Raw genomic sequence first — 23,128 nt, 5'->3', positions numbered from 1 at the left:
GCACCAAGCTGGGGCCTATTCATCCACGCTGCGCAGATATCGCCGCGATCAAGCTACTGAAAACAGGGAAAACCGATGAAAGACCGCAAACCTGAAAACCGTTCTCTCCAGCTGGATCGTCGCCAATTGCTGAAGTGGCTGGGCGTGACGGGAAGCGCGCTGACGCTCGGCAGCCTGCTTCCTGCCGGTGCGTTCGCCGCCGATGACGAGGAAATTCGTATCGGTTACTGGCCCATCGTCGGCGGCCTGCCGCTGTATGTCGGCCTGGAACAGGGCTTCTTCAAGGACACTGGGCTGAACGTCAAAGGCGTCAAGTTCTCCAGCCCGCAGCAAATCGTCGAGGGCATGATCACCGGGCGCATTCATGGCTGTGCCAACGGCACCGCGACCGGCGCGCTCGGCCTTGGCGCGATCACCATGCCGGGGCTGTTCAAGATCATCTGCTCCAACCCGTCGAACCACCGGCTGGTTCTGGACGAGTTTCTGGTACCGCTCAACAGCACCGCGCAAAGCATCAGCGACCTGCAAGGCAAGAAGATCGCCTGCGGCCCCGGCATCCAGAACGTCACCATGGCCAAGATCATTCTGGAAAAGAATGGCTTTGTTGATCCGTCAGTCATCGAGCTGCCTGTCGGCCAGCACGCGCCAGCCCTGGCGGCCGGCCAGATCGACGGGGTCTACACCCTGGAGCCGACCGGCACCGTGGGGCGCATGAAGAACCTGTCGCGCACCCTGGAAACCGGCGTCATCTCCAAATACGTGCTCGGCAATGCCGATGCGCCCTGGTTCGGTGGTGCGGCGGCGCTGAACAGCAGCTTCATCGAGCGCAAGCCGGAGCAGGCGAAGGCCTTCATCGCCGCCTACCAGAAGGCCGTGGAGTTCATCGCCGCGCAGCCGGAGCAGGCACGCAGGAGCATCGTCGGTTACACCAGCATCGAAGCGGATCTGGTCAACGAGGTGCCGTTGCCGGGCTTCGTCATGTATTCCGAATTGCAAGGCGACAACCTGCAGTGGTTCCAGAAGTTCTATGACGTGTTCACCGAGCGGAACATCTTCAGCAAACCGATCGATGTGGCTGCGCTGATCTATCAGGGCTGAGGAGAATCGTCATGACATCACCCTGGTCCTCGCGCCTGCTGCCGCTGATCGGCCCACTGCTGCTGTTCGCGTTATGGCAGCTGGCCGTAAGCGCACAGTGGCTGAATCCGGTTCTGCTGCCCTCGCCGCTGGACACCCTGGGCTTCATGTTCCAGTCGTTCGCCGAGCCGTCCATGCGCACCGACATCACCTCGACGCTGTACCGAACCCTGGCCGCGTTCGCTTTCGCGGCCGCGGTTGGGGTGCCGCTGGGCGTGATTCTGGGCAGCAGCGAAAAGGTCTACCGCAGCCTGGAGTTCCTGATCGACTTCTTTCGCTCGACGCCCTCCTCGGCGCTGATCCCGCTGTTCATGCTGATCTTCGGCATCAGCGATGCGAACAAGATCGCCATCGCCGCGTTCGCCGCCGTGCTGGTGATTCTGTTCAACAGCGCCTACGGCGTGATGAACGCCAAGAAAACCCGGCTGATGGCCGCCAAGGTGATGGGCATATCGCGCTGGCACATTTTCAAGGACATCCTGCTGATGGAAAGCCTGGCGCAGACCTTCGTCGGCTTGCGTACCGGGGTGTCCATCGCCCTGGTCATCGTGATCGTCGCGGAAATGTTCATCGGCTCGGAGAACGGCCTGGGCCACCGGATCATCGATGCCCAGCAGGTCTTCAACATCAAGGACATGTACGCCTCGATCCTGATCACCGGCGCCCTGGGCTATCTGCTCAACCTGGCGTTCCTGCTCATCGAGAAGAAAACCGTCCACTGGAGTAGCCAGGCATGACGCACGCACTTTCCCTCGCCGCCCTCGGCACCTCGCCAGCAGCACCACGCGCCGACACCCACGTCACCATTCGCGGCTTGAGCAAGGCCTTCGCCGGCCAACCGCTGTACACAGACCTGGACCTCGATCTGCCGCGCGGCAAGATCGTCTCGACCTTCGGGCCCAACGGTTGCGGCAAGTCGACCCTGATGAACATGATCGCCGGGCTGCTGCCGATGGACAAAGGCGAGATCCTGTTCGATGGCAAGACGCTCGCCCAGACCACGATCGGCTACGTGTTCCAGAACTATCGCGATGCGTTGTTTCCGTGGATGAGTGCACGCGCCAATATCGCCTATCCGCTGGTTCGCCAGGGCATGAGCAAGGCGGATGTGAACGCACGCGTCGAGGAACTCACGCAGATGTTCGATATCCGCTTCGATCTCGACCGTTACCCCTACGAGCTCTCCGGCGGCCAGCAGCAGACCGTGTGCATCATGCGGGCGCTGGCACCGCGCCCGGAGGTGATGTTCCTCGACGAGCCGTTCTCCGCGCTGGATTTCGAGATGACCTTGTTCATCCGCGACAAATTGCAGGAGGTACAACTGGCGACCGGCGTCACCATGCTGATCGTGTCTCACGACCTGGAAGACGCGGTATTCCTGGCGGACGAGATCCTGCTGCTGACCCGGCGCCCCACCCAGATTGCCGAAATCGTCAGGTTCGACCTGCCCCGCCCACGGGGTGCGGAGATCATGAGCCATCCCGAGTTCGTTCGGGTCAAGGCCCATACGCTGGAGGTGTTCAGGCGCGAGATGGCGCTTTGAGCAGCGGTTCGAGATCGGCCGCGCCGATGGCAGCGCTGTGCGGTGGCGGAAGCCGTCGCCTTACAGTCCCGCCAGGGCCTGGCGCAGGTTGATCTCGGGCTCGGCCTGGTCGTCCAGGTCCAGCTGATCCTCGAGTTCGCCCAGGTGTTCGAGCATCACCGCGACCGCCTGCTGCTGGTCACCCTTCTCCAGCGCGGCGATGATCTGCTGGTGCTCGTCCGAGGCGCAGGACGGCACGTCATTGCGCTGGTAGAGGGCGACGATCAGTGAGCTGCGCACCATCAGGTTGGCGAGAATTTCACTGAGCACCGAATTGCCGCTGATCTCGCCGAGCATCAGATGAAACTCGCTCAGCTCGCGGACGATCGCGCGGCGATCGGTAGCATTGGTGGCCTTGCGCTCGTTGCGCATGTGCGTGGTCACCCGCTGGCGTTGCGCGTGCATGATTGCCGGCGTGATGCTTTCGACGATGGCCCGCTCGATGGCGCGCCTCGCCGCGAATATCTCCCGCGCTTCCTTGGCACTGGGCTGAGCGACCATCGCGCCACGGTTCGGCTCGATGGTCACGACCCGCTGTAAGGCCAGGCGCTGCAGCGCCGCCTGCACGTGGTTGCGGTTGGCCTGGAGGGTCTCGACGATCTGCGCTTCGATCAGGCGCGTTCCGGGCGGCAAGCGATGCTGCGCGATGGCCTTGAACAGCACATCGACGATGCGCTGCACTTCGGCTTGCTTGCTGGTGACGGTCTTCGCGGCCATCTCTTCCTCTGATCCTGGGTAGACGAGCCGTACTGACTCGTCGCGAACACTACGGCTGGCGCATTATCCGCCAGCTACGTGAGCGGGGTAAATACGCTTGGCTAGCGCTAAGCCAACGCCCAGCCGGCATGCCAAACCCTGGCGCCAGCCGCAAAGGCCAGCATGGCATACCTACACGATAGCGTGGTGTTGCTAGCTATAAGCGGTAACGATGCTAACGAAGCGATATCTTTTACGTTTGCCGATTCGGAACGAATGCGCTGCGTCATCGCTCTACCATGCCGCGAGCCCGATGCACTCGGCGGATGCCCGAGAGATTGCGATTCGAATAATTGGCTAAGCACTGCCGCCATGAGCGGCAGCACAACAGCGTCAAGGAGCGCCTCAAGCATGACGACCCCAACTCCCCAGCAGCAGTGGCAAGCCGCCGTGCTGGACTACGCCCGGCAGGTCAATCGCTACGTCGAGCAGGGCCTAAGCCAGGGCTGGGATGGCCTGAAAGAACCACAACTGGCGCCGACCGAGCATTTGCTGCCGGCTCTGCTGGAGGCGTTGCAGGCCGCCAATGAAACCAACGCGGATGACGCCAGCCACGCCACCTTGCGTACCGACTGGCCACCGGCTCATCTGCCGCTGGTGCCCCTGCTGGATGCGCAGGCCCAGGCGATCAGCGCGCTCGCGCTGATCGATGACGGCAGCCTGCTGGCCCGCGTCGGTAGCGCCTACGAGCGTGGACGCCTGGTGCATATTCACGGCAACCAGTGGCACGACGTGATCGGCATCGATTTTTTCGGGCGCTGCCCGGCACGCCGTTATTTCGCGTTCGCCAGAGCATCCGGCATCAGCGTGCACGATGGCTGGAACGGCCCGCAGGTCGCTCAGTTTAAGTGGCCCACCGGCCTGGAAGGCTTGCCGGAGGATGCCGGGTTTACAGCGCTTGAACATCCGCCGACGCCGACCGCACTGATTCCCTTCCCGGATGGCCAACGTGTGCTGCTGGTCAGCTCGGATGGAATTTTCGTGCTGGCCAAGGAGGCCACCACGCGCTTGTTGCCGCGCCCGGCAGATATCCGCGAAGACTTGCGCAGGGGCACGCCCACCTATGACATAAGCCTGGGCCTGTCGATGGAACACGGCGCCATATCGGCGGATGGCCGCTGGATCGCGGTCGGCGAGCAGTGTGGTAGTCATCTGGTATTCGACAGCGACCTGCAGCAGGTCGCCGAGGTCGGTCCGGCAGGCGAGTATCCGCATTTCGCCCTGTTCAACAACCGCAGCGACCGCCTGATCCTCAACGCCTGCCACTTCTACAACGGCGCCACACTGAGCGTCGCCGTGGCCGACTTGCCAGGCCTGCAAACCGATTTCTACAGTGATGATGAGCGCACTCCGGTCGTGCAGGAGGGTGCCCGTGTGTACGCGGGTGTTTCCCGTGGCGATACGTTCATCGTCGGTGATGCTTACGGCTATCTACGCGCCTTCGACGACCAAGGCAACGAACGTTGGCAGCACTTCATTGGCTCGACCATCTGCGCCATGGACCTGTCGGCCGATGGCAACACCCTGGCGGTGTCGAGTTATGCGGGCTTCGTCTGCGTGATCGATCTGGACGCCGGTCGCCCGGCCTGGCAGATCGGCACCGGCGAACACCATGAACGGCAACGCTGGCTGTTCTGGAAAGGCCAAAGCAAACCGCTGCGTTGGTGAGAGCACGCGGTATCGAACGTGAACCTCGGCCAGCGACGTGGCGCTGCGTTGCGCACAAAAGCACGCAGCACAGCGCCCTTGTGCACCAGTATGCCTGAGGTAATCAAAACGCCAGCTTGTAACCGATCACCATCAGCATGATCGCCAGGAACGGGCGCAGCACGTTGTCCGACACGCGACCGGACAGGTGGCTGCCGAAGAAGATGCCCGGCAACGAGCCCAGCAGCAGGTAGCCCAGCACACCCCAGTCCAGATTGCCGAGCCCGGCATGGCCAAGACCGGCCACCAAGGTAAGCGGCACGGCATGGGCGATCTCAGTGCCCACCAGGCGGCGCGTGGCCATCAGCGGATAGAGCAGAAACAGCGCCACGGTGCCCAGAGCGCCGGCGCCGATGGAGGTGAGGGTGACCATGAAACCGAGAACCGCCCCCACCAACACGGTCAGCCCGTTGAGGCGGGCCGGGCTAAAGTGGAAGCCGTCACCGGCATGGCGGCTGGCGAAGGCGAACAGTTGCTTCTTGAACAGAATCGCGGTGGCGGTCAGCAGCAGCACGATACCCAGGGCGTTCTTGATCAACGCATTGGTGGCGTGCTGGTCGCCTGGCATCAAGGTCAGCGCCAGCAAGGTGAGCAACGATGCCGGCACGCTGCCGGCCGCCAACCAGCCGGTCACCGTCCAGTCGATATTGCGGTTGCGCTGGTGAACGAACACGCCCCCCGCCTTGGTGATCGCCGCGTACAGCAGGTCGGTACCCACGGCCGCCGCCGGATTGATGCCGAACCACAGCAGGATTGGCGTCATCAGCGAACCGCCGCCCACGCCCGTCATCCCCACGATAAAGCCTACTACCAGCCCCGCGATGACGAAGCCCAAGCCACCAAAATCCATACCTGCCCCAATTGCCGTCGTCGGCTCATTTGTCAGGCGCGCAGGATAACCACTTGAACATAAAGGACATATACCGAGTAAGCATTTGCTTATAACAGTTATATAGATTGAGCTTTCCGCTGCCCGGCGCTACTCAATCTGCGGCGCGTCGATAGGCCATATGGATCAGCGGAAACGGCCGCCCTTCTCCATCGGTATCACTACGCCCGGTGTCCTGAAAACCGTAACGGCGGTAGAAGCCATGAGCTGCCGGGTTCTGTTCGTTAACGTCTACGGTCAGCGGGCCGAGACGACACCGGGCATAGTCCAACAGCCGTGAACCCACACCCTGGCCGTGGCAATCGGGATCGACAAACAGCATTTCCACATGGCTTTCGTTGAGGCCGATAAAGCCCAGTATCCGCTGGTTTTCATTTACACAGACATGCAAGGCCACCGCATGCAGGTACAGCTCGCCCACCTGACGGTGCAGCAGGTCGATATCCACCGCACTGAGAAAGTCGTGGGTGGCCAGCACCGCACGGTGCCAGATGGCCAGCAACTCGTCGTGGTCAGCTGCCAGGGCAGGACGGATCAGCATGCTCAGCTCCAGTAAGCTCGAAAAGGCGATGCAGCCTAGCCAGTGCGGTCGTTACGGGCAAACCCAGGTTTTCATAACATGTCCAGGCCACACGCCTGTTAGCATGGCCCGCCGCTCTTCGCCCGGCACCTGAGGACGCCCATGTCGCCACCGCCACACGCCCCCCTGCAACGCTATCGGCATGCCGTCGAGGAATTGGGCTTCGTTGCCGATGATGCTCAACTGGCCGCCGCCCAGGTGCTGCAGCGCTGCCATGACGAGCTGCACGCCGCGGCTGCCCATTCCGTTCAAGGCGTCTATCTCTGGGGCCCGGTCGGGCGTGGCAAGACCTGGCTGATGGACAGTTTCCATGGGGCGCTGCAGGTGCCCGCCCGGCGTCAGCACTTTCATCACTTCATGCGCTGGGTGCACCGCCGCCTGTTCGAGCTGACCGGCACCGCCGAGCCGCTACAAGTGCTGGCAAAAGAACTGGCGGCGGAGATCCGCGTGCTGTGCTTCGACGAACTGTTCGTCAGCGATATCGGCGACGCCATGCTGCTGGGGCGGCTGTTTCGTTCCCTGTTCGACGAGGGCGTGGTGCTGGTCGCCACTTCCAACCAGCCGCCGGAGCAGCTGTACGCTGGCGGCCATAACCGCGAGCGCTTCCTGCCGGCCATCGACGCCCTGCTGCAGCACATGCAGGTGGTGGCGGTGGACGGCAGCCAGGATCATCGCCAGCACCCCGGCCAGCGACACCAGCGCTATTGGGTTCGCCAAGCCGGCCAGCCGAGCGCCCTGCCCGCGCTATTGGCGGCACTGCGCCAGGGCGAGCCGGTCCGTCGCGAGCCGCTGCAGGTCGGCCATCGTCGGATCACCGTGCACGACCACAGCGAACGGGTGCTGCACGGCGGCTTCGACCAACTTTGCGAGCAACCGCTGGCGACCGGGGATTTCATCCTGCTCTGTGATCGTTTCAAGGCCATCGTGCTGGGCGACGTACCGGCCCTCAGCGCGCAGCAGCGCCCGGCGAAGATCGCCCGCGGCACCGAAGACGCCGCCGAACGGGTGGAGGCCGGCGACCGCCAACTGCCGGCGCTGTCGATTCATGACAATGCCGTGCGCCGCTTCATCGCCCTGGTGGACGAGTGCTACGACCGTCGCGTGCCGCTGTACATGGAAGCCGCCGTGCCGCTGGATGCTCTGTATACCGAGGGCTACCTGGCCTTCGCATTCCGCCGCACCCTGAGCCGCCTGCAGGAAATGCAGCTGGAGCGGTTTGGCTGACGGTGCGCGCAATCCAATAGGTAGCCTGGGTTGAGCACAGCGATACCCAGGATCGACGACTCAGCTTGCAGTTGCAGGCACCAGCCCGAGAAACGCCTGGATCTGCGCCTTCTTGGCGATGGCGTCCTGATAGCCCAGCTCGATCAGTTCGCTGCAGTAACCCGGCTCGAACAGCAGGTAGCTGAGCACACCGCCGCCACCGTCGCGGGTCGCCCCAGGGCCGCGCAGGAACAGGCGTAGCGCCGCCGGCATCTCGCGGCGGTGGCGTGCGGCAATTACATCCAGCGGTTGGCTCGGCGAAATCACCAGCACTTCCACCGGGGTGAGCCCATAGGTGCGGCTGCGCTGCTCGGCGGGCACCAGACGGCCCAGCTGGTTGAGGCGTTCGAGCAATTCGATGTCGCTTTCCACGTTATCGATGAAGGTGCTGTTGAGCATGTGCCCGGCGATCTGCGCCAGGCTCGGCTGCACGCCGCCGGGCACCGGCACGGGCGCGCCGCCGGCCTGGTTGCCGACCGGATTGCCACTGACGCCCACCACCAGCACCTTGGTCGCCCCCAGGTGCAAGGCAGGGCTGATCGGCGCCATCTGCCGCACCGCGCCGTCGCCAAAATACTCGCGGTTGATCTTTACCGGCTCGAAGATCAGCGGAATCGCCGTGCTGGCCAACAGGTGCGGCAACGCCAGGCGCGTCGGCACACCGACCCGGCGATGCCGGAACCAGGGGTCGATAGCCGCACGTCCCTGGTAGAAGGTTACCGCCTGGGCCGACTCGTAACCGAACGCGGTCACCGCCACGGCGCGCAGCTGACGCTGGCGAACCGCGGCGGCTATACCGGAAAAGTCCAGTTCCCGCTCGAGGAGCTTGGCCAAAGGAGAGCTATCGAGTAGCGCCACCGGCACATGCTTGCCGAGGCCCAGCATGCTATGGCCTATAAAGCGGCTGGCCTGGCGCAGCACGCCGGGCCAGTCGCTGCGGTACACCTGATGGGTATGGAAGCTGCGCCAAACGGTGCTCAGGCGCTTGACCGCCTCGCGAAAATGCAACGCCCCGCAGGCCAGGCTGACGGCGTTGATGGCCCCTGCCGAGGTGCCGACGATGACCGGAAAGGGATTATGCGACGACTCCTCGGGCAACAGCTCGGCGATCGCCGACAGCACACCGACCTGATACGCAGCCCGTGCGCCACCGCCTGAAAGGATGAGCCCGGTGGTGGTCGAGTGGCCGCTAGCGTCCTGCTTCATTCGTCGATTCCGCTTCTGGGGTCAGTAGAGTTTGGGCTCGCCTGGTGGGCGAGTCTTGAAGCGCCGGTGCGCCCACAGGTACTGCTCGGGGCATGTCACGATGGCCTGCTCCACCCACTGGTTGACCCGCAGGCAATCGGCCTCCTCGCTCTCGCCAGGAAAATCGGTTAGCGGCGGGTGGATGGTCAAGCGGTAGCCGCCACCATCGGGCAGGCGCATCTGGGTGAACGGCAGCACGATGGCACGCCCCAGACGCGCGAACTTGGTGGTGGCCGTGACGGTTGCGGCCTGAATGCCGAACAGCGGCGCGAACAGGCTCTGCTTGCGGCCGTAGTCCTGGTCCGGTGCGTACCAGATCGCCCGGCCGGCGCGCAGCACCTTGATCATCGCCCGCACGTCCTCGCGCTCGATGGCGGTGGCGTCCAGGTTGTGGCGTTCGCGACCGCGGCGCTGCACGAAATCGAACACCGGGTTGCCATGTTCACGGTACATGCCGTCGATGGTGTGCACTTGGCCGAGCAAGGCGGCGCCGATTTCCAGGGTGGTGAAATGCACGGCCATGAGAATCACGCCCTGCCCTTGTGACTGCGCCTGCTGCAGGTGCTCGATACCCTCGATATGGGCCAGGCGCGCCAGCTTGTGGCGCGGCCACCACCAGCTCATGGCCATCTCGAAGAAGGCGATGCCGGTGGAGGCGAAATTCTCCTTGAGCAGACGCTCACGCTTGTCTGCCGGCATCTGCGGGAAGCACAGTTCCAGGTTGCGCGTGGCAATACGCCGACGCGAGCCGGCCGCGTGATACATCAACCAGCCCAGGCCACGGCCCAGGCGCAGCAGCGCACCGTAGGGCAGCTGCACGGTCAGCCACAGCAGGCCGAGCCCGGCCCACAGCGGCCAGAACCGCGGGTGAAGGAAGGTGCGACGAAAGACGGGACGATCCATTGACGATCCAGGATGGCGTTCAAAGCCGCCTAGTCTACCAGCACGTTCACCGCTCTCGGGAGTGAGCAGTCAGGGCGCTCAGCGCTGCCAGTCGATCTGCAGGGTTTCGTCGGCCACCATGCGCTGCATGTGGTCGGCCACCACCGGCTCCAGGCGATCGAGCGCGGCACTGTCCGGCGCCTTGATGACCGCCGTCAGGCCGCCCTCGAAACGGGTCAGGGTGAGGCGCGCCGGGTCAAAGACGATCTCGCCGCGCTGCTCGTAGAAGCTCACCTGGAACTTGTGACTCCAGTGCCGGCACAGTCGGGTCAGACAGCGCAGCCCCTGTTCAGTGGTGACCGTTGCACGAGACTCAGGCATGGGAATGCTCCTGATGGGATTGAAGAGGCCCGGAATCTAGCACGCTGCTACGCGGCCAGGCATGCAGCATTGTCGATGCAATCAATCGAAAACCCCGGACTTGCACGGCAGCCGAGGCGGCGTCAGGATCGTGCCCAGCCAATAACAACATCCGCCCACCTGGCCTGGAGAATGTCATGCAAGAAGTCGTCATCGTCGCCGCTACCCGTACCGCAATCGGCAGCTTCCAGGGAGCGTTGGCCGATGTGCCGGCCACCGAACTCGGCGCCGCGGTGATCCGCCGCCTGCTCGAGCAGACCGGCCTGGACGGCGCGCAGGTCGACGAAGTGATTCTTGGCCACGTGCTGACCGCCGGCGCCGGGCAGAACACCGCCCGCCAGGCCGCGATCAAGGCCGGCCTGCCCCACGCCGTGCCGGCACTGACCCTCAACAAGGTCTGTGGCTCGGGCCTCAAGGCCCTGCACCTGGGCGCCCAGGCGATCCGCTGTGGCGACGCCGAGGTGATCATCGCCGGTGGCATGGAGAACATGAGCCTGGCGCCCTATGTGCTGCCCAAGGCGCGTACCGGGCTGCGCATGGGCCACGGGCAACTGGTCGACACCATGATCAGCGATGGCCTGTGGGACGCCTTCAACGACTACCACATGGGCATCACTGCCGAGAACCTGGTGGACAAATACGCCATCAGCCGCGAGGAGCAGGACGCCTTCGCCGCTGCGTCACAACAGAAGGCCATCGCCGCCATCGAAGCCGGGCGTTTCGCCGACGAAATCACTCCGATCCTGATTCCCCAGCGCAAGGGCGAGCCTGTCGCCTTCGACACCGACGAGCAGCCCCGCGCCGGCACCACGGCCGACACCTTGGGCAAGCTCAAGCCCGCATTCAAGAAGGACGGCAGCGTGACCGCCGGCAACGCCTCGAGCCTCAATGACGGCGCCGCGGCGGTGCTGCTGATGAGCGCGACCAAGGCCCAGGCGCTGGACCTGCCGGTGCTGGCTAAGATCAAGGCCTACGCCAACGCGGGCGTCGACCCGGCGATCATGGGCATCGGTCCGGTATCGGCCACCCGCCGCAGCCTGGAGAAAGCCGGCTGGACGCTGGATCAGCTGGACCTGATCGAAGCCAACGAAGCCTTCGCCGCCCAGGCCCTTTCGGTCGGCAAGGAGCTGGGCTGGGACGCCGGCAAGGTCAACGTCAACGGCGGCGCCATCGCCCTCGGCCACCCGATTGGCGCCTCCGGTTGCCGAGTGCTGGTCACCCTGCTCCACGAGATGCTCAAGCGCGATGCCAAGAAGGGCCTGGCGACCCTGTGCATCGGTGGCGGCCAGGGCGTGGCGCTACTGCTCGAGCGCGACTGAAAACAGTGCGGCCCAGCTATTAGCTGGGCCTGCCCTTTCAGGCCCGGTTCGCGATACGATCAGGTCCCCTCCCGATGAAGCTGCCCATGAGCGACCTCCCAACGCTGCACTACCTGTTCGCCGAATGCCGCAAACCATGCCCCGAGCGCCCGGACGTCACGGCCATCGTGCTATTCGCGCTGCTTAGCGAAGACGACGAAGTGGTCTACCTGGAACTGCGCTACACCGACTTCGCCAGCGGTCAGTTTGAAGGCGACCACCTGTGGCTGTCGCTCGAAGACGCGCTCGACGGCACACATGAGGATTACGGCATCAGCGAAGATGACTGGCGGCCACTTACCGTCCGGGAAATAGCCCGTATCGACCGGACCATCGAATAACCGCAGCGGCTATGTGCCCGGCGCTAGCGACGACAGCCGTCCCACAGTTTCATGATCTGGGTCACCGCAGCATCCAGCGCTAAATGCTCGATGCCGTCACGGGCCAAGGTGGACAGCCCCAGAAGAAAACTGTCGTAAGCCGATGTCAGTGCCTGAACATCGGTATCGCCCGCCAACTCGCCATCGGCGATGGCCCGCTCGATACAGGCACGAATACCTTCACGCGTGCGCTGGCGATTCTCGCTCGGCAGCGTCGCGCCGTCCTGGGGCATGCACACACCAATCACCCCAAGGGCCACCATACAGCCGCGTGGATGGCCCGCTTCGCACTGCATTTTGGCCGAACGGCGTAACGCCAGTTCGATGGCCTCGCGCGGCGGCAGCGTGTCATCAAACAGGCTTTCGGTGACCCTGCCATGGGTCTGCAGATACAGCGCCATCACCTCGTTGTAGAGCGCCTCCTTGGAGCCGAACGCGGCGTAGAAACTGGGCGCGGAAATGCCGCCAGCGATACCGGCCTTCAGCTGACTCAGGGAGGTGGCTTCGTAGCCGTGCTCCCAGAACAGGTGCATGGCCTGCTCCAGTGCTGCCTGCCGATCGAATGTGCGTGGGCGCCCCATCTGTGCCATGTGAATCCTCCTGCCTGACGATATAAATACTAGTCGATACAAAAGTCATTGACCATCGGGAGCCGACAAGCCTACATTTGTACCGAACGATACATAAATGAGCACTTCCCCATGACCGATTCCACGAAACCCGACACCCTGCCCGTGTCCGCGCTACTTGCCCTGGCGATGACCGGCTTTATCTGCATCCTCACCGAAACCCTGCCGGCTGGCCTGCTTCCCCAGATCAGCGCTGGCCTTGGCGTATCGCCCGCCCTGGCCGGCCAGTTGGTGACCCTCTATGCCCTGGGCTCGCTGCTGGCGGCGATTCCGCTGACAATCGCCACCCAGGGCTGGCGGCGGCGCAACGTGCTGCTGCTGGCCATCGTCGGCTTTTTGCTGTTCAACTCGATCACCGCATGGTCGTCGAACTACGTGCTGACTCTGGCAGCACGCTTCTTCGCCGGCATGGCGGCGGGCCTAGCCTGGAGCCTGATCGCCGGCTACGCGCGGCGCATGGTCGCCCCGCACCAGCAAGGCCGAGCTCTGGCGTTGGCCATGGTTGGCACGCCCATCGCGCTGTCCCTGGGCGTGCCCATCGGTACCTGGCTCGGTGGCGTGGTGAACTGGCGTACCGCGTTCGGTTTGATGTCGCTGCTGAGCATCGGGCTGATCGCCTGGGTGCTGGCCAAGGTGCCGGACTATCCCGGCCAGGCGCGTACTCAGCGTGTGCCTCTGCGGGCGGTATTGCTGACCCCAGGCGTGCGTCCGGTGCTGGCCGTGGTGCTGACCTGGATGCTCGCCCACAACATGCTCTACACCTACATCGCGCCCTTCATCGCCCCAGCCGGGCTGGGCAGCCAGGTCGATAGGGTGCTGCTGGCATTCGGCGTCGCTGCGCTGATCGGCATCTGGATCACCGGCCGACTGGTCGACCGCCATCTGCGCCAGGCGGTACTCACCAGCCTCGCCACCTTCGCCCTGGTCGCGTTGGTGTTCGGCCTGCACGCCGAATCGGCCGCCGTTTTGTACCTCGGCGTGTTCGTCTGGGGGCTGACCTTCGGCGGTGCCGCAACGCTGCTGCAGACCGCCCTGGCCGATGCCGCCGGCCCAGGCGCCGACGTGGCGATGTCGATGAACGTGGTGATCTGGAACAGCGCCATCGCTGCCGCCGGGCTTATCGGCGGCCTGCTGCTCGGTCAGTTCGGTGCAGGCGTATTCCCCTGGGCCATGCTGGCACTGCTGCTGGTCGCCCTGTGGATCGCCTCGGCGGCCAGCCAGCACGGTTTCCCTTCCGGCCAGCGTCGCAGCGACGTGCTCGTCGCCGGCCACTGACCTCAACCTTGTGCAAACAGGAGATAGCCCTATGTCCCACTCGAATCGCCCATCCGTTCTCGTGCTTGGCGGCAGCCGTGGCATCGGCGCCGCCATCGTGCGCCGCTTCGCCGGTGATGGCGCCCAGGTCAGCTTCACCTACGCCAGTTCGGCCGCACCAGCGCTCAAGCTTGCTGAGGAAACGGGCAGCACCGCCATGCAACTGGACAGCGTCGACCGCCAAGCCCTGACAGCAGCCATCGAAAGCCTGGGCGTCCTCGACGTGCTGGTAATCAATGCCGGTATCTTCATAGCCGGCGACCCGCTGGAGCTGGATGCCGATGCCATCGACCGGCTCTTCACCATCAATATCAACGCGCCCTACCACGCGGCGGTCAGCGCAGCACGGCAAATGCGCGAAGGTGGGCGGATCATTCTGATCGGCTCGACCAATGCCGATCGCGTACCGATGCAGGGCATGGCCGCCTATGGCGCCAGCAAGGCGGCGCTGAGCGGGATGGTCAAAGGGTTGGCACGGGACTTCGGCCCGCGCGGCATCACCGTGAACGTGGTACAGCCGGGCCCGACCGATACCGACATGAACCCAGTCGATGGGCCGCTGAACGAAGTGATGCACAGCTTCATGGCGATCAAGCGTCATGCCCGCAGCGAGGAAATCGCCGGCATGGTGGCCTGGCTGGCGGGCAGCGAAGCCGGGCTGGTCACCGGCGCGGCGCTGACCATCGACGGCGGCTTTGCCGCCTGACGGTCGCCTGCAAACGCCTCAGCTCACCCGCTCGGCCACTGGCAGTTTGGCGATGGCCTCGCGGGTTTCCCGATCCTGGGCATCGCGCCAGGTGCGAAACGCGTCCAGCTCGCCGCCCCAGGTCTTCATCACCCAGGCAAGCACCGCCAGGTCGTCGACCAGGCCCAGGCCGGGAATGAAGTCGGGAATGGCATCCACGGGCGAGACGAAATAGATCAGCCCCGCCACGATGGCTACCAGCGCCTGCGGGTTGATCGCCCGGTAACTGCCGCGCCACCAGGCCACGCACAGCTCCTGCAAGAGGCTCAGGTCGCCCCTGATCGACGTCAGGCTGCGGGCGCCACCACCACTTTTGCGGGTGACCGCCAGCAACAATGCCGGCAACCGACCGCGCTTGAGAAAGCGCTGGGCGATAGGCAGATAGCGGGCGAAATTCCACGGTGCTTTCATGGTCACTCCTCGTCAGCCCGCATCGCTGCTGGGCTGCCTGTGGTTATCCACCATAGCTGTGGATAACCTTGTGAACAGTTATGGGATTAGCTTACCAAAGCCCCCTGTCATGCGGCCTCGCCACAGATCGGACATTTTTTATCCAGCCGATAAAACCTTGCTAAATCAATCAGTTAAAAAAATCAAAAGATTTCGTTAAAAACCTGACCAACTGAATAAGAAGCCTTGTCGCAATGTGCATAACCCGGCATGTCAAGACTTGCATTGGCGCACATTTTGCGATTGGCAGACTGCAGAAACGACAACGCCCCGACAGGCGGGGCGTTGTTTTCAAGCAGCTGACGCTTACTTGGCCGGAGCGGCCTCAGGTGCTTGCGGAGCGGCTTGCTCCTGAGCGTTCTGATCCTTGATGCCGAGCAGCTCGAGGTCGAACACCAGTACCGAGTTGGCCGGAATGGCCGGGCTCGGGCTCTGGGCGCCGTAGGCCAGTTCGGCCGGGATGTACAGCTTGATCTTCTCGCCTACGTGCATCAGTTGCAGGCCTTCGACCCAACCCGGGATCACGCCGCCAACCGGCAGGTCGATCGGGGTGCCGCGCTCGATGGAGCTGTCGAATACGGTGCCGTCGGTGAGCTTGCCTTCGTAGTGAACGGTGACCACGTCGTCAGCCTTGGGCTGCGGGCCGTCGGCCTTCTTGACGATTTCGTACTGCAGGCCCGAAGCGGTGGTGGTGACGCCGTCACGCTTGCCGTTCTCTTCGAGGAATTTCTTACCGGCGGCAGCGGCTTCTTCGTTCATCTTGGTCATGCGCTCTTCGGCACGCTTCTGCAAAGAGGCGAAGGCCTCGATCAGCTCGTCGTCCTTCAGGCGCTGCTCTTTCTTGCCGATGGCGTCTTCGATGCCCTGGGCAACGGCTTTCGAATCCAGGTCGTCCATACCTTCCTGAGCCAGGCTCTTGCCCATGTTCAGACCGATACCGTAGGACGCCTTCTGCGCCGGAGTTTCCAGTTTTACGTCGCTGGTTTGCGAATCACAACCGGCGAGCACCAGGCCCACCAGGGCGATCGCTGCTGCCAAACGATGCTGTTTCATGCTGATTCCTTGTCCGCTGCGCCCTAGGGCTGTCGAGTGAAGGCGCGAGCTTAGGGTGTGTGAGTGTATCAACGCAAGCCGCGGCGCCCGGATTTATCCGGGCAGGTCACACGCGCTGTGCGAGAAGTGGCGAGCGGCGGCACGAAAGCCAACCTGATCGTTCAGCACGCCGCATCGATCTGCCGAAACTGCGACGTAACTGACTAGCCGGTAAGAGTTTTTCTGCAGACAGAAGTTCAGTGGTGGCCGGGCTCATTCGAGCTACGCGCGCGCCCGCGCCACCCGCGAAGCGGACTCACGCCCCAGCACCCGACTGATGCGTTGCCCAGCCTCGATCAGGCGCGGCAGATCCACTCCGGTTTCGATGCCCAGCCCCTGCAGCAGGTAGAGCACGTCCTCGCTGGCGACGTTGCCGGTAGCGCCCTTGGCGTAGGGGCAACCACCGAGGCCAGCGACCGAGCTGTCGAATACCGCGATACCTTCGAGCAGGCTTGCATAGATATTCGCCAGCGCCTGGCCATAGGTATCGTGGAAATGCCCGGCCAGGCGTTCACGGGGCACGTGCCGACCGACCACCTCGAACAGATGGCGCACACCGCCTGCGGTGCCCAAGCCGATGGTGTCACCCAGGGACACCTCGTAACAGCCCATGGCCTGCAGCTCGCCGGCCACCGCAGCCACCTGCTCGGCAGCCACCTCGCCCTCGTACGGGCAACCGAGCACGCAGGACACATAGCCACGCATCTGCACGCCATGCTGCCGAGCCGTGTCCATCAATGGCTCGAAGCGCTTGAGGCTTTCGGCAATGGAGCAATTGATATTGCGCTGCGAGAACGCCTCGGAGGCTGCGGCGAACACCGCCACCTCTTTCACACCGGCCGCCAGAGCCGCTTCAAGGCCCTGCAGATTGGGCGTCAGCGCCGAGTAGGTAACGCCGGGCTGCTGCTCGATACCGGCAAACACCTCGGCACTGCCGGCCATCTGCGGCACCCATTTGGGCGACACGAAACTGCCGACTTCTATATAGCCCAACCCGGCAGCGCTCAGGTCGTCGACCAGACGTACCTTGTCGGCCACGCTGATCGGCTGCTTCTCGTTCTGCAGGCCATCACGGGGGCCGACTTCTACCAGACGAACGTGCCTTGGCAGGCTCATGACTGCGCCTCCAGTTCGACCAACACCGATCCCTCTGCGATCAGCTCGCCCTCGGTGCAGTAAACGGCTTTGATGGTGCCGGCCTGGGGCGCGCGAATGCTGTGCTCCATCTTCATGGCCTCCAGAACCACCAGCGCAACGCCCGCCTCGACGGGTTGGCCGGGCGCAACCAGTACGCGCACGATGCTGCCGTTCATGGGCGCGGTGAGTCCGCCCTGATGGGCCGTGCTGGCCGCGGCGGCGGCAAGCGGATCGAACCGACGCACCGCCAGCCACTCCACGCCCCTGCGCTGGTAAAGCGTATCGCCTTCACGCACCGCGCTTTTCGGCGCGGCGGTTACCGGCTCGACGTGCACGCGACGGGTTATGTCGCCGCAGGTCAGAGTCATTGGCGTGCTCGCTGGCAAGGCGCTGCGCCAGGCGTTGCGGGCAGCCCAGGGCGAATGGGGATCGTCGGCTCGCTGGCGGTCGGCATCGGTGGCCAGCAAGGCAGCACCCGCCTGTTGCCAGAAGGCGTCCGGCAGCTCCTGCATTGGCGGCAGTAGCTGCGCCTGATGCCGTTCGATGAAGCCGGTGTCCAACTCGGCAGCGGCGAACGCCGGATGAGCGAGAATGCGTTGCAGAAACGCCAGGTTGGTCTTGAAGCCGCCCACCAGCGTCTCGGCCAACATGGCCAGCAGCCGCTGCCGCGCTTCCTCACGGTTTTCGCCCCAGGCGATCAGCTTGGCCAGCATCGGGTCGTAGAACGGCGATACCTCGTCGCCCTGCTCCACGCCGCTGTCGACCCGCCGCCCCGGCCCCGCCGCGGGCTCACGGTACAGGTCGAGATGCCCGCTGGCCGGCAGGAAGCCACCTTCGGGATCCTCGGCATACAGGCGCACCTCGATGGCGTGCCCCAGCAGCGGCACCTGTTCCTGGCTGATCGGCAGCGGCTGGCCATGGGCCACGCGGATCTGCCAGGCGACCAGGTCGAGGCCGGTGATCGCCTCGGTCACCGGGTGCTCGACCTGCAGGCGGGTGTTCATCTCCATGAAGAAGAAGTCGCCGCGGGCATCGAGCAGGAATTCCACGGTGCCGGCGCCCACGTAGCCGATGGCCTGGGCGGCCCGTACCGCGGCCTCGCCCATGGCGCGGCGCAGTTCGGGCGTAAGCCCGGGCGCCGGGGCTTCTTCGACCACTTTCTGATGGCGGCGCTGGATCGAGCAATCGCGCTCGTTCAGGTACAGGCAGTTGCCATGCCCGTCGGCGAATACCTGGATCTCCACGTGACGTGGTTGCAGCACGTACTTCTCCACCAGCATGCGTGCATCGCCGAACGCCGACTGCGCTTCACGCTGCGCCGAGGCCAGCGCCTCGGCCAGATCCACCTCACGCTCGACGATCTTCATGCCCTTGCCGCCGCCGCCAGCCGTAGCTTTGAGCAGCACCGGGTAGCCGATCTGCTGCGCCGCCTGGCGGAAGGTTTCCAGATCCTGGGCTTCGCCGTGGTAGCCGGGCACCAGCGGCACGCCGGCCGCCTCCATCAGCGCCTTGGCCGCCGACTTGCTGCCCATGGCGTCAATGGCGCTGGCCGGTGGGCCGAGAAAGATCAGCCCGGCGGCTTCGAGCTTGCGGGCGAAGGTGGCGTTCTCGGACAGGAAACCGTAGCCGGGATGGATGGCCTCGGCGCCGCTGGCCCGAGCAGCCTCGATGACCTTGTCCATCAGCAGATAGCTGTCGCCGGGCTTGGCGCCGCCCAGATCGATGGCGACATCCGCTTCACGCACGTGGCGGGCACTGCGGTCGATAGCGCTATGCACCGCCACGGTGGTGAGCCCCAGCGCCTTGGCGGTGCGCATGACCCGGCAGGCGATTTCGCCACGATTGGCGATCAGCAGTGTGTTGATGGTTTTCATGACTGGGCCTGCCAGGCGGGAGTGCGTTTTTGCAGAAAGGCGTCGAGGCCCTCCTGCCCTTCGTCGCTGATGCGGATGCCGGCGATCACGCTCTCCGTGCGCTGGCGCAGGGCATCGCTCAGCACGCCGCTGCCGACGCCGTGCAGCAGCGCCTTGGTTTCGCGCATGGCCTGCGGGCTGTTGAGCAGCAGCGTGGCGATCCACTGCTCCAGCTCACTCTCCAGTTCCGCCGGCGGATAGCACTCGGCGAGCAGGCCCAGCTCCCGGGCGCGTTCACCGCTGAAGCGCTCGGCACTCAGGGCATAACGGCGCGCCGCCCGCTCGCCGATAGCCTGCACCACGTAAGGACTGATCACCGCCGGCGCCAGACCGATGCGCACTTCGGAGAGGCTGAACAGCGCGTCACTGGCGCCTATGGCGATATCGCAACAGGCGGTCAGGCCCACCGCACCGCCGAACGCCGCGCCCTGCACCACGGCGAGGGTCGGGCACGGCAGGTGATAGAGCAGATTCATCAGTTCGCCCAACTCATGGGCGTCATGCAGATTGGCGGCGTAATCCAGCTTGGCCGAGGCCTGCATCCAGGCCAGATCCGCGCCGGCAGAAAAGTGTTTGCCGCGCCCGCGCAGAATCACGAAACGCAGGCCGTCATCGGCGGCCAATTGGCGCAGCGCCTGGATCAGTTCCGCGATCATCTCGGCATCGAAGGCGTTGTGCTTGTCGGGGCGGTTCAGCCACAGGGTGGCGACGCCACGCGGTTCGATGTGCAGTTCGAGGGTATTGAAGTCGGTCATTGCTCGATCCTCGGCCGGGCTACATGCGGAACACGCCGAAGCGCGTCGGCTCGATGGGCGCATTGAGGCTGGCGGAAATCGCCAGGGCCAGTACGTCGCGGGTTTGCGCCGGGTCGATCACGCCGTCGTCCCACAGCCGTGCACTGGAATAGAAGGCATGGGCCTGGCGTTCGTACTGTTCGACGATGGGCTGTTTGAGGCGCTGCTCGTCTTCGGCGGAAAACACCTGGCCGGCGCGCTGCGCCTGCTCGTGCTTGACCTGCACCAGCACGCCGGCGGCCTGCTGGGCGCCCATCACGCCGATCCGCGCGTTGGGCCACATCCACAGGAAGCGTGGGTCGTAGGCACGGCCGCACATGCCGTAGTTACCGGCACCGAAGCTGCCGCCGATGATCACCGTGAACTTCGGCACCCGGGCGCAGGCCACCGCGGTGACCAGTTTGGCGCCGTGCTTGGCGATGCCGCCCTCCTCGTATTTCCTGCCGACCATGAAGCCGGTGATGTTCTGCAGGAACAGCAACGGAATGCCGCGCTGACAGGCCAGCTCGATGAAGTGCGCGCCCTTCTGCGCGGCCTCGGCGAACAGGATGCCGTTGTTGGCCAGGATGGCGATCGGGTAGCCGTGCAGATGGGCGAAGCCGCACACCAGGGTGGTGCCGAACAACGCCTTGAATTCGTCGAACTGCGAGTCGTCGACGATCCGCGCGATCACTTCGCGCACGTCGAACGGCTGCTTGGCGTCGGCGGGAATCACCCCATACAGCTCATCAGCGGCATGACGCGGCGCTGCCGGCGTTTGCACCTGCAACTGGCCGAGCTTGCGCCAGTTGAGGTTGGCCACGCAGCGCCGCGCCAGGGCCAGCGCGTGTTCGTCGTTCTCGGCGTAATGATCGGCCACGCCGCTGGTCTTGCAATGCACATCGGCGCCGCCCAGTTCCTCGGCGCTGACCACCTCACCGGTGGCGGCCTTCACCAGCGGCGGGCCAGCGAGAAAGATGGTCGCCTGTTCGCGCACCATGATGGTTTCGTCGCTCATCGCCGGCACGTAAGCGCCGCCGGCGGTGCACGAGCCCATCACCACGGCGATCTGGGCGATACCCTGGGCACTCATGTTGGCCTGGTTGAAGAAGATCCGCCCGAAGTGCTCGCGATCCGGGAACACCTCATCCTGGCGCGGCAGGTTGGCGCCGCCGGAGTCCACCAGATAAATGCACGGCAGACGGTTTTCCAGGGCGATGGCCTGGGCACGCAGGTGCTTCTTGACGGTCAGCGGGTAATAGCTGCCGCCCTTCACCGTGGCGTCGTTGGCAATGACCATGCACTCGACACCTTCGATGCGGCCGATGCCGGCGATCACCCCGGCGGCGGCGACCTCCTCGTCATACACCTGATAAGCGGCCAACGCGCCGATCTCCAGAAATGGCGAGCCGGGGTCGAGCAGCCGGTCGATGCGCTCGCGCGGCAGCAGCTTGCCCTTTGCGGTGTGCCGTTCCTGAGACTTGGCGCCACCGCCCTGGCGGGTGTGGGCCAGCAAGGTGCGTAGCTCTTCGACCTGGGCAAGCATCGCGTCGCGGTTGGCAGCGTACTCAGGCGAACGGGTATTCAATTGCGTGTGCAGTGTTGCCATGGTGCGGCTCCGACTGACGTCCACCTTTAAAAACCACCTGCGTTTTTAAAGGTGTCCGGTAACAGGAAAACGAGGGGCTGCGATCAAGCCGTTTCGTTGAACAGCTCGCGGCCGATCAGCATGCGGCGGATCTCGCTGGTGCCGGCGCCGATCTCATAGAGCTTGGCGTCACGCCACAGGCGGCCGACCGGAAACTCGTTGATGTAGCCGTTGCCGCCGAGAATCTGGATCGCCTCGCCGGCCAGCCAGGTGGCCTTTTCAGCGGCGTAGAGAATCACCCCGGCGCAGTCCTTGCGAACCTGGCGCACATGCTCGCTACCGAGCGCATCGAGCTGCTTGCCGACGGCGTACAGGTAAGCGCGACAAGCCTGCTGAGTGGTGTACATATCGGCCAGCTTGCCCTGAATGAGCTGGAATTCGCCGATGCTCTGGCCGAACTGCTTACGGTCGTGAACATAGGGCACCACCACATCCATGGCGGCCTGCATCAGCCCCAACGGCCCGCCGGAAAGCACGGCACGCTCGTAATCCAGGCCGCTCATCAGCACCCGCGCGCCTTCGCCAACGCCGCCCAGCACGTTTTCGGCCGGCACCTCGACGTCCTGAAACACCAACTCGCCGGTGTGCGAGCCGCGCATGCCGAGCTTGTCGAGCTTCTGCGCCACCGAAAAACCCTGGCTGCCCTTCTCGACAATGAAGGCGGTCATGCCCTTGGCGCCGGCGGCCAGATCGGTCTTGGCGTAGACCACCAGCACGTCGCAGTCCGGGCCATTGGTGATCCACATCTTGCTGCCGTTGAACACGTAATGATCGCCCTTGCGGTCAGCGCGCAGCTTCATCGACACCACGTCGGAGCCGGCGTTTGGCTCGCTCATGGCCAGGGCGCCGATATGGTCGCCACTGATCAGCTTTGGCAGGAAGCGGCGCTTCTGCTCGTCGCTGCCGTTGCGGTTGATCTGGTTCACGCAGAGGTTGGAATGGGCGCCGTAAGACAGCCCGATGCCGCCGGCCGCGCGGGAGATTTCCTCCATGGCGACCATGTGCGCGAGGTAACCCATGCCAGCGCCACCATATTCCTCACTGACGGTCAGACCAAGCAGACCCATGTCGCCGAACTTGCGCCATAGATCCATGGGGAACTGGTCGGTGCGGTCGGCTTCGGCAGCGCGCGGGGCGATTTCCTTGGCGGCGAAGCCGGCAACCGCGTCGCGCAGCATGTCGATTTCCTCACCGAGGAAGAAATTCAGGCCTGGCAGGGTGCTCATGT

At 64.4% G+C, this 23,128-nt stretch carries 23 protein-coding genes; 9 read left to right on the top strand and 14 right to left on the bottom strand.

Going from position 1 to position 23,128, the window contains the following annotated elements; genetic code table 11:
- Positions 1 to 75 precede the first annotated feature (75 nt).
- From BM279_RS09295 to BM279_RS09285, 3 genes are read left to right on the top strand one after another with little or no spacing between them, the layout of a single operon-like run.
- Entirely contained in the window at positions 76 to 1,098 is a 1,023-nt protein-coding gene (locus BM279_RS09295) for an ABC transporter substrate-binding protein (RefSeq protein WP_093503077.1), read from the top strand.
- A gap of 11 nt (positions 1,099 to 1,109) precedes the next feature.
- Positions 1,110 to 1,874, top strand: coding sequence for an ABC transporter permease (locus BM279_RS09290; protein WP_093503075.1), 765 nt, complete (start codon positions 1,110 to 1,112; stop codon positions 1,872 to 1,874).
- Positions 1,871 to 2,680, top strand: coding sequence for an ABC transporter ATP-binding protein (locus BM279_RS09285; RefSeq protein ID WP_093503073.1), 810 nt, complete (start codon positions 1,871 to 1,873; stop codon positions 2,678 to 2,680). Before BM279_RS09290 ends, BM279_RS09285 begins: the two co-directional genes overlap by 4 nt.
- 60 nt (positions 2,681 to 2,740) lie before the next feature.
- Here the strand turns inward: BM279_RS09285 and BM279_RS09280 are convergent, their stop codons facing one another.
- Positions 2,741 to 3,436, bottom strand: a complete 696-nt coding sequence (locus tag BM279_RS09280; RefSeq protein ID WP_093503071.1) for a GntR family transcriptional regulator — start codon at positions 3,434 to 3,436, stop codon at positions 2,741 to 2,743.
- Between the two features lie 390 nt (positions 3,437 to 3,826).
- Between BM279_RS09280 and BM279_RS09275 the strand changes: the two genes are divergently transcribed.
- Positions 3,827 to 5,143: a PQQ-binding-like beta-propeller repeat protein gene (locus BM279_RS09275; protein WP_093503069.1), complete on the top strand. Its 1,317-nt coding sequence runs from the start codon at positions 3,827 to 3,829 to the stop codon at positions 5,141 to 5,143.
- Positions 5,144 to 5,246: 103 nt separating this feature from the next.
- Here BM279_RS09275 and BM279_RS09270 read toward each other — a convergent pair whose 3' ends face one another.
- The gene (locus tag BM279_RS09270; RefSeq protein WP_093503067.1) at positions 5,247 to 6,032 is read right to left on the bottom strand and encodes a sulfite exporter TauE/SafE family protein; all 786 of its coding nucleotides are present in this window, start codon (positions 6,030 to 6,032) and stop codon (positions 5,247 to 5,249) included.
- Positions 6,033 to 6,165: 133 nt separating this feature from the next.
- On the bottom strand, positions 6,166 to 6,612 hold the full coding sequence (locus tag BM279_RS09265) for an acetyltransferase (protein WP_093503065.1): 447 nt from the start codon (positions 6,610 to 6,612) through the stop codon (positions 6,166 to 6,168).
- 141 nt (positions 6,613 to 6,753) lie between these two features.
- Here BM279_RS09265 and zapE point away from each other — a divergent pair, with 141 nt between their 5' ends.
- Positions 6,754 to 7,875 carry a cell division protein ZapE gene (zapE, locus tag BM279_RS09260; RefSeq protein WP_093503063.1) on the top strand — a complete coding sequence of 374 codons (1,122 nt, stop codon included), beginning with the start codon at positions 6,754 to 6,756 and terminating at the stop codon, positions 7,873 to 7,875.
- 60 nt (positions 7,876 to 7,935) lie between these two features.
- Here zapE and BM279_RS09255 read toward each other — a convergent pair whose 3' ends face one another.
- From BM279_RS09255 to BM279_RS09245, 3 genes are all read right to left on the bottom strand, one after another.
- Positions 7,936 to 9,120, bottom strand: a complete 1,185-nt coding sequence (locus BM279_RS09255) for a patatin-like phospholipase family protein (protein WP_093503061.1) — start codon at positions 9,118 to 9,120, stop codon at positions 7,936 to 7,938.
- Between the two features lie 21 nt (positions 9,121 to 9,141).
- On the bottom strand, positions 9,142 to 10,062 hold the full coding sequence (locus BM279_RS09250) for a lipid A biosynthesis lauroyl acyltransferase (RefSeq protein ID WP_093503059.1): 921 nt from the start codon (positions 10,060 to 10,062) through the stop codon (positions 9,142 to 9,144).
- A gap of 78 nt (positions 10,063 to 10,140) precedes the next feature.
- Positions 10,141 to 10,422 (bottom strand): DUF2218 domain-containing protein, encoded by a 282-nt coding sequence (locus BM279_RS09245; RefSeq protein WP_093503056.1) that lies wholly within the window; start codon positions 10,420 to 10,422, stop codon positions 10,141 to 10,143.
- A 176-nt stretch (positions 10,423 to 10,598) separates the two neighbouring features.
- Here BM279_RS09245 and BM279_RS09240 point away from each other — a divergent pair, with 176 nt between their 5' ends.
- Complete coding sequence (locus tag BM279_RS09240; protein ID WP_093503054.1) at positions 10,599 to 11,780, top strand: acetyl-CoA C-acetyltransferase; 1,182 nt, start codon at positions 10,599 to 10,601, stop codon at positions 11,778 to 11,780.
- An 86-nt stretch (positions 11,781 to 11,866) separates the two neighbouring features.
- Positions 11,867 to 12,160 carry a hypothetical protein gene (locus tag BM279_RS09235; RefSeq protein ID WP_244154145.1) on the top strand — a complete coding sequence of 98 codons (294 nt, stop codon included), beginning with the start codon at positions 11,867 to 11,869 and terminating at the stop codon, positions 12,158 to 12,160.
- A gap of 23 nt (positions 12,161 to 12,183) precedes the next feature.
- On the opposite strand, the gene BM279_RS09230 is transcribed toward BM279_RS09235, so the two are convergent.
- Positions 12,184 to 12,789, bottom strand: coding sequence for a TetR/AcrR family transcriptional regulator (locus BM279_RS09230; protein WP_093503050.1), 606 nt, complete (start codon positions 12,787 to 12,789; stop codon positions 12,184 to 12,186).
- 111 nt (positions 12,790 to 12,900) lie between these two features.
- Here BM279_RS09230 and BM279_RS09225 point away from each other — a divergent pair, with 111 nt between their 5' ends.
- Positions 12,901 to 14,103 (top strand): MFS transporter, encoded by a 1,203-nt coding sequence (locus tag BM279_RS09225; protein ID WP_093503048.1) that lies wholly within the window; start codon positions 12,901 to 12,903, stop codon positions 14,101 to 14,103.
- A 31-nt stretch (positions 14,104 to 14,134) separates the two neighbouring features.
- Positions 14,135 to 14,848: an SDR family oxidoreductase gene (bdcA, locus tag BM279_RS09220; RefSeq protein ID WP_093503046.1), complete on the top strand. Its 714-nt coding sequence runs from the start codon at positions 14,135 to 14,137 to the stop codon at positions 14,846 to 14,848.
- Between the two features lie 18 nt (positions 14,849 to 14,866).
- Here bdcA and BM279_RS09215 read toward each other — a convergent pair whose 3' ends face one another.
- The 7 genes from BM279_RS09215 to BM279_RS09185 all read right to left on the bottom strand — a co-directional run bounded on the left by BM279_RS09215 (position 14,867) and on the right by BM279_RS09185 (position 23,126).
- Positions 14,867 to 15,298, bottom strand: coding sequence for a YkvA family protein (locus BM279_RS09215; protein ID WP_093503044.1), 432 nt, complete (start codon positions 15,296 to 15,298; stop codon positions 14,867 to 14,869).
- Between the two features lie 345 nt (positions 15,299 to 15,643).
- Positions 15,644 to 16,390, bottom strand: a complete 747-nt coding sequence (bamJ, locus tag BM279_RS09210; RefSeq protein ID WP_013790822.1) for a BamJ family beta-barrel-assembly machinery protein — start codon at positions 16,388 to 16,390, stop codon at positions 15,644 to 15,646.
- 261 nt (positions 16,391 to 16,651) lie between these two features.
- Complete coding sequence (locus tag BM279_RS09205; RefSeq protein WP_093503042.1) at positions 16,652 to 17,545, bottom strand: hydroxymethylglutaryl-CoA lyase; 894 nt, start codon at positions 17,543 to 17,545, stop codon at positions 16,652 to 16,654.
- Entirely contained in the window at positions 17,542 to 19,440 is a 1,899-nt protein-coding gene (locus BM279_RS09200; RefSeq protein ID WP_093503040.1) for an acetyl/propionyl/methylcrotonyl-CoA carboxylase subunit alpha, read from the bottom strand. The genes BM279_RS09205 and BM279_RS09200 overlap by 4 nt, the downstream gene beginning before the upstream one ends.
- Positions 19,437 to 20,234 carry a gamma-carboxygeranoyl-CoA hydratase gene (locus BM279_RS09195; RefSeq protein ID WP_093503038.1) on the bottom strand — a complete coding sequence of 266 codons (798 nt, stop codon included), beginning with the start codon at positions 20,232 to 20,234 and terminating at the stop codon, positions 19,437 to 19,439. Before BM279_RS09195 ends, BM279_RS09200 begins: the two co-directional genes overlap by 4 nt.
- 19 nt (positions 20,235 to 20,253) lie before the next feature.
- Positions 20,254 to 21,861, bottom strand: a complete 1,608-nt coding sequence (locus BM279_RS09190) for a carboxyl transferase domain-containing protein (protein ID WP_093503036.1) — start codon at positions 21,859 to 21,861, stop codon at positions 20,254 to 20,256.
- An 83-nt stretch (positions 21,862 to 21,944) separates the two neighbouring features.
- Positions 21,945 to 23,126 (bottom strand): isovaleryl-CoA dehydrogenase, encoded by a 1,182-nt coding sequence (locus BM279_RS09185; RefSeq protein ID WP_093503034.1) that lies wholly within the window; start codon positions 23,124 to 23,126, stop codon positions 21,945 to 21,947.
- Positions 23,127 to 23,128 lie beyond the last annotated feature (2 nt).

This window comes from Phytopseudomonas straminea, assembly GCF_900112645.1.
In the GTDB taxonomy this organism is placed as follows: domain Bacteria; phylum Pseudomonadota; class Gammaproteobacteria; order Pseudomonadales; family Pseudomonadaceae; genus Aquipseudomonas; species Aquipseudomonas straminea.
This window is presented reverse-complemented; position numbering and strand designations above follow the sequence as displayed.

Excerpts from the sequence above, each read along its gene's own strand:
- BM279_RS09215 (WP_093503044.1), bottom strand. The coding sequence starts at position 15,298 with ATGAAAGCACCGTGGAATTTCGCCCGCTATCTGCCTATCGCCCAGCGC.
- BM279_RS09235 (WP_244154145.1), top strand. The coding sequence starts at position 11,867 with ATGAGCGACCTCCCAACGCTGCACTACCTGTTCGCCGAATGCCGCAAA.
- BM279_RS09290 (WP_093503075.1), top strand. The coding sequence starts at position 1,110 with ATGACATCACCCTGGTCCTCGCGCCTGCTGCCGCTGATCGGCCCACTG.
- BM279_RS09255 (WP_093503061.1), bottom strand. The coding sequence starts at position 9,120 with ATGAAGCAGGACGCTAGCGGCCACTCGACCACCACCGGGCTCATCCTT.
- bdcA (WP_093503046.1), top strand. The coding sequence starts at position 14,135 with ATGTCCCACTCGAATCGCCCATCCGTTCTCGTGCTTGGCGGCAGCCGT.
- BM279_RS09185 (WP_093503034.1), bottom strand. The coding sequence starts at position 23,126 with ATGAGCACCCTGCCAGGCCTGAATTTCTTCCTCGGTGAGGAAATCGAC.
- BM279_RS09285 (WP_093503073.1), top strand. The coding sequence starts at position 1,871 with ATGACGCACGCACTTTCCCTCGCCGCCCTCGGCACCTCGCCAGCAGCA.
- zapE (WP_093503063.1), top strand. The coding sequence starts at position 6,754 with ATGTCGCCACCGCCACACGCCCCCCTGCAACGCTATCGGCATGCCGTC.
- bamJ (WP_013790822.1), bottom strand. The coding sequence starts at position 16,390 with ATGAAACAGCATCGTTTGGCAGCAGCGATCGCCCTGGTGGGCCTGGTG.
- BM279_RS09245 (WP_093503056.1), bottom strand. The coding sequence starts at position 10,422 with ATGCCTGAGTCTCGTGCAACGGTCACCACTGAACAGGGGCTGCGCTGT.
- BM279_RS09205 (WP_093503042.1), bottom strand. The coding sequence starts at position 17,545 with ATGAGCCTGCCAAGGCACGTTCGTCTGGTAGAAGTCGGCCCCCGTGAT.
- BM279_RS09295 (WP_093503077.1), top strand. The coding sequence starts at position 76 with ATGAAAGACCGCAAACCTGAAAACCGTTCTCTCCAGCTGGATCGTCGC.
- BM279_RS09270 (WP_093503067.1), bottom strand. The coding sequence starts at position 6,032 with ATGGATTTTGGTGGCTTGGGCTTCGTCATCGCGGGGCTGGTAGTAGGC.
- BM279_RS09240 (WP_093503054.1), top strand. The coding sequence starts at position 10,599 with ATGCAAGAAGTCGTCATCGTCGCCGCTACCCGTACCGCAATCGGCAGC.
- BM279_RS09275 (WP_093503069.1), top strand. The coding sequence starts at position 3,827 with ATGACGACCCCAACTCCCCAGCAGCAGTGGCAAGCCGCCGTGCTGGAC.
- BM279_RS09230 (WP_093503050.1), bottom strand. The coding sequence starts at position 12,789 with ATGGCACAGATGGGGCGCCCACGCACATTCGATCGGCAGGCAGCACTG.
- BM279_RS09195 (WP_093503038.1), bottom strand. The coding sequence starts at position 20,234 with ATGACCGACTTCAATACCCTCGAACTGCACATCGAACCGCGTGGCGTC.
- BM279_RS09200 (WP_093503040.1), bottom strand. The coding sequence starts at position 19,440 with ATGAAAACCATCAACACACTGCTGATCGCCAATCGTGGCGAAATCGCC.
- BM279_RS09250 (WP_093503059.1), bottom strand. The coding sequence starts at position 10,062 with ATGGATCGTCCCGTCTTTCGTCGCACCTTCCTTCACCCGCGGTTCTGG.
- BM279_RS09190 (WP_093503036.1), bottom strand. The coding sequence starts at position 21,861 with ATGGCAACACTGCACACGCAATTGAATACCCGTTCGCCTGAGTACGCT.
- BM279_RS09265 (WP_093503065.1), bottom strand. The coding sequence starts at position 6,612 with ATGCTGATCCGTCCTGCCCTGGCAGCTGACCACGACGAGTTGCTGGCC.
- BM279_RS09225 (WP_093503048.1), top strand. The coding sequence starts at position 12,901 with ATGACCGATTCCACGAAACCCGACACCCTGCCCGTGTCCGCGCTACTT.
- BM279_RS09280 (WP_093503071.1), bottom strand. The coding sequence starts at position 3,436 with ATGGCCGCGAAGACCGTCACCAGCAAGCAAGCCGAAGTGCAGCGCATC.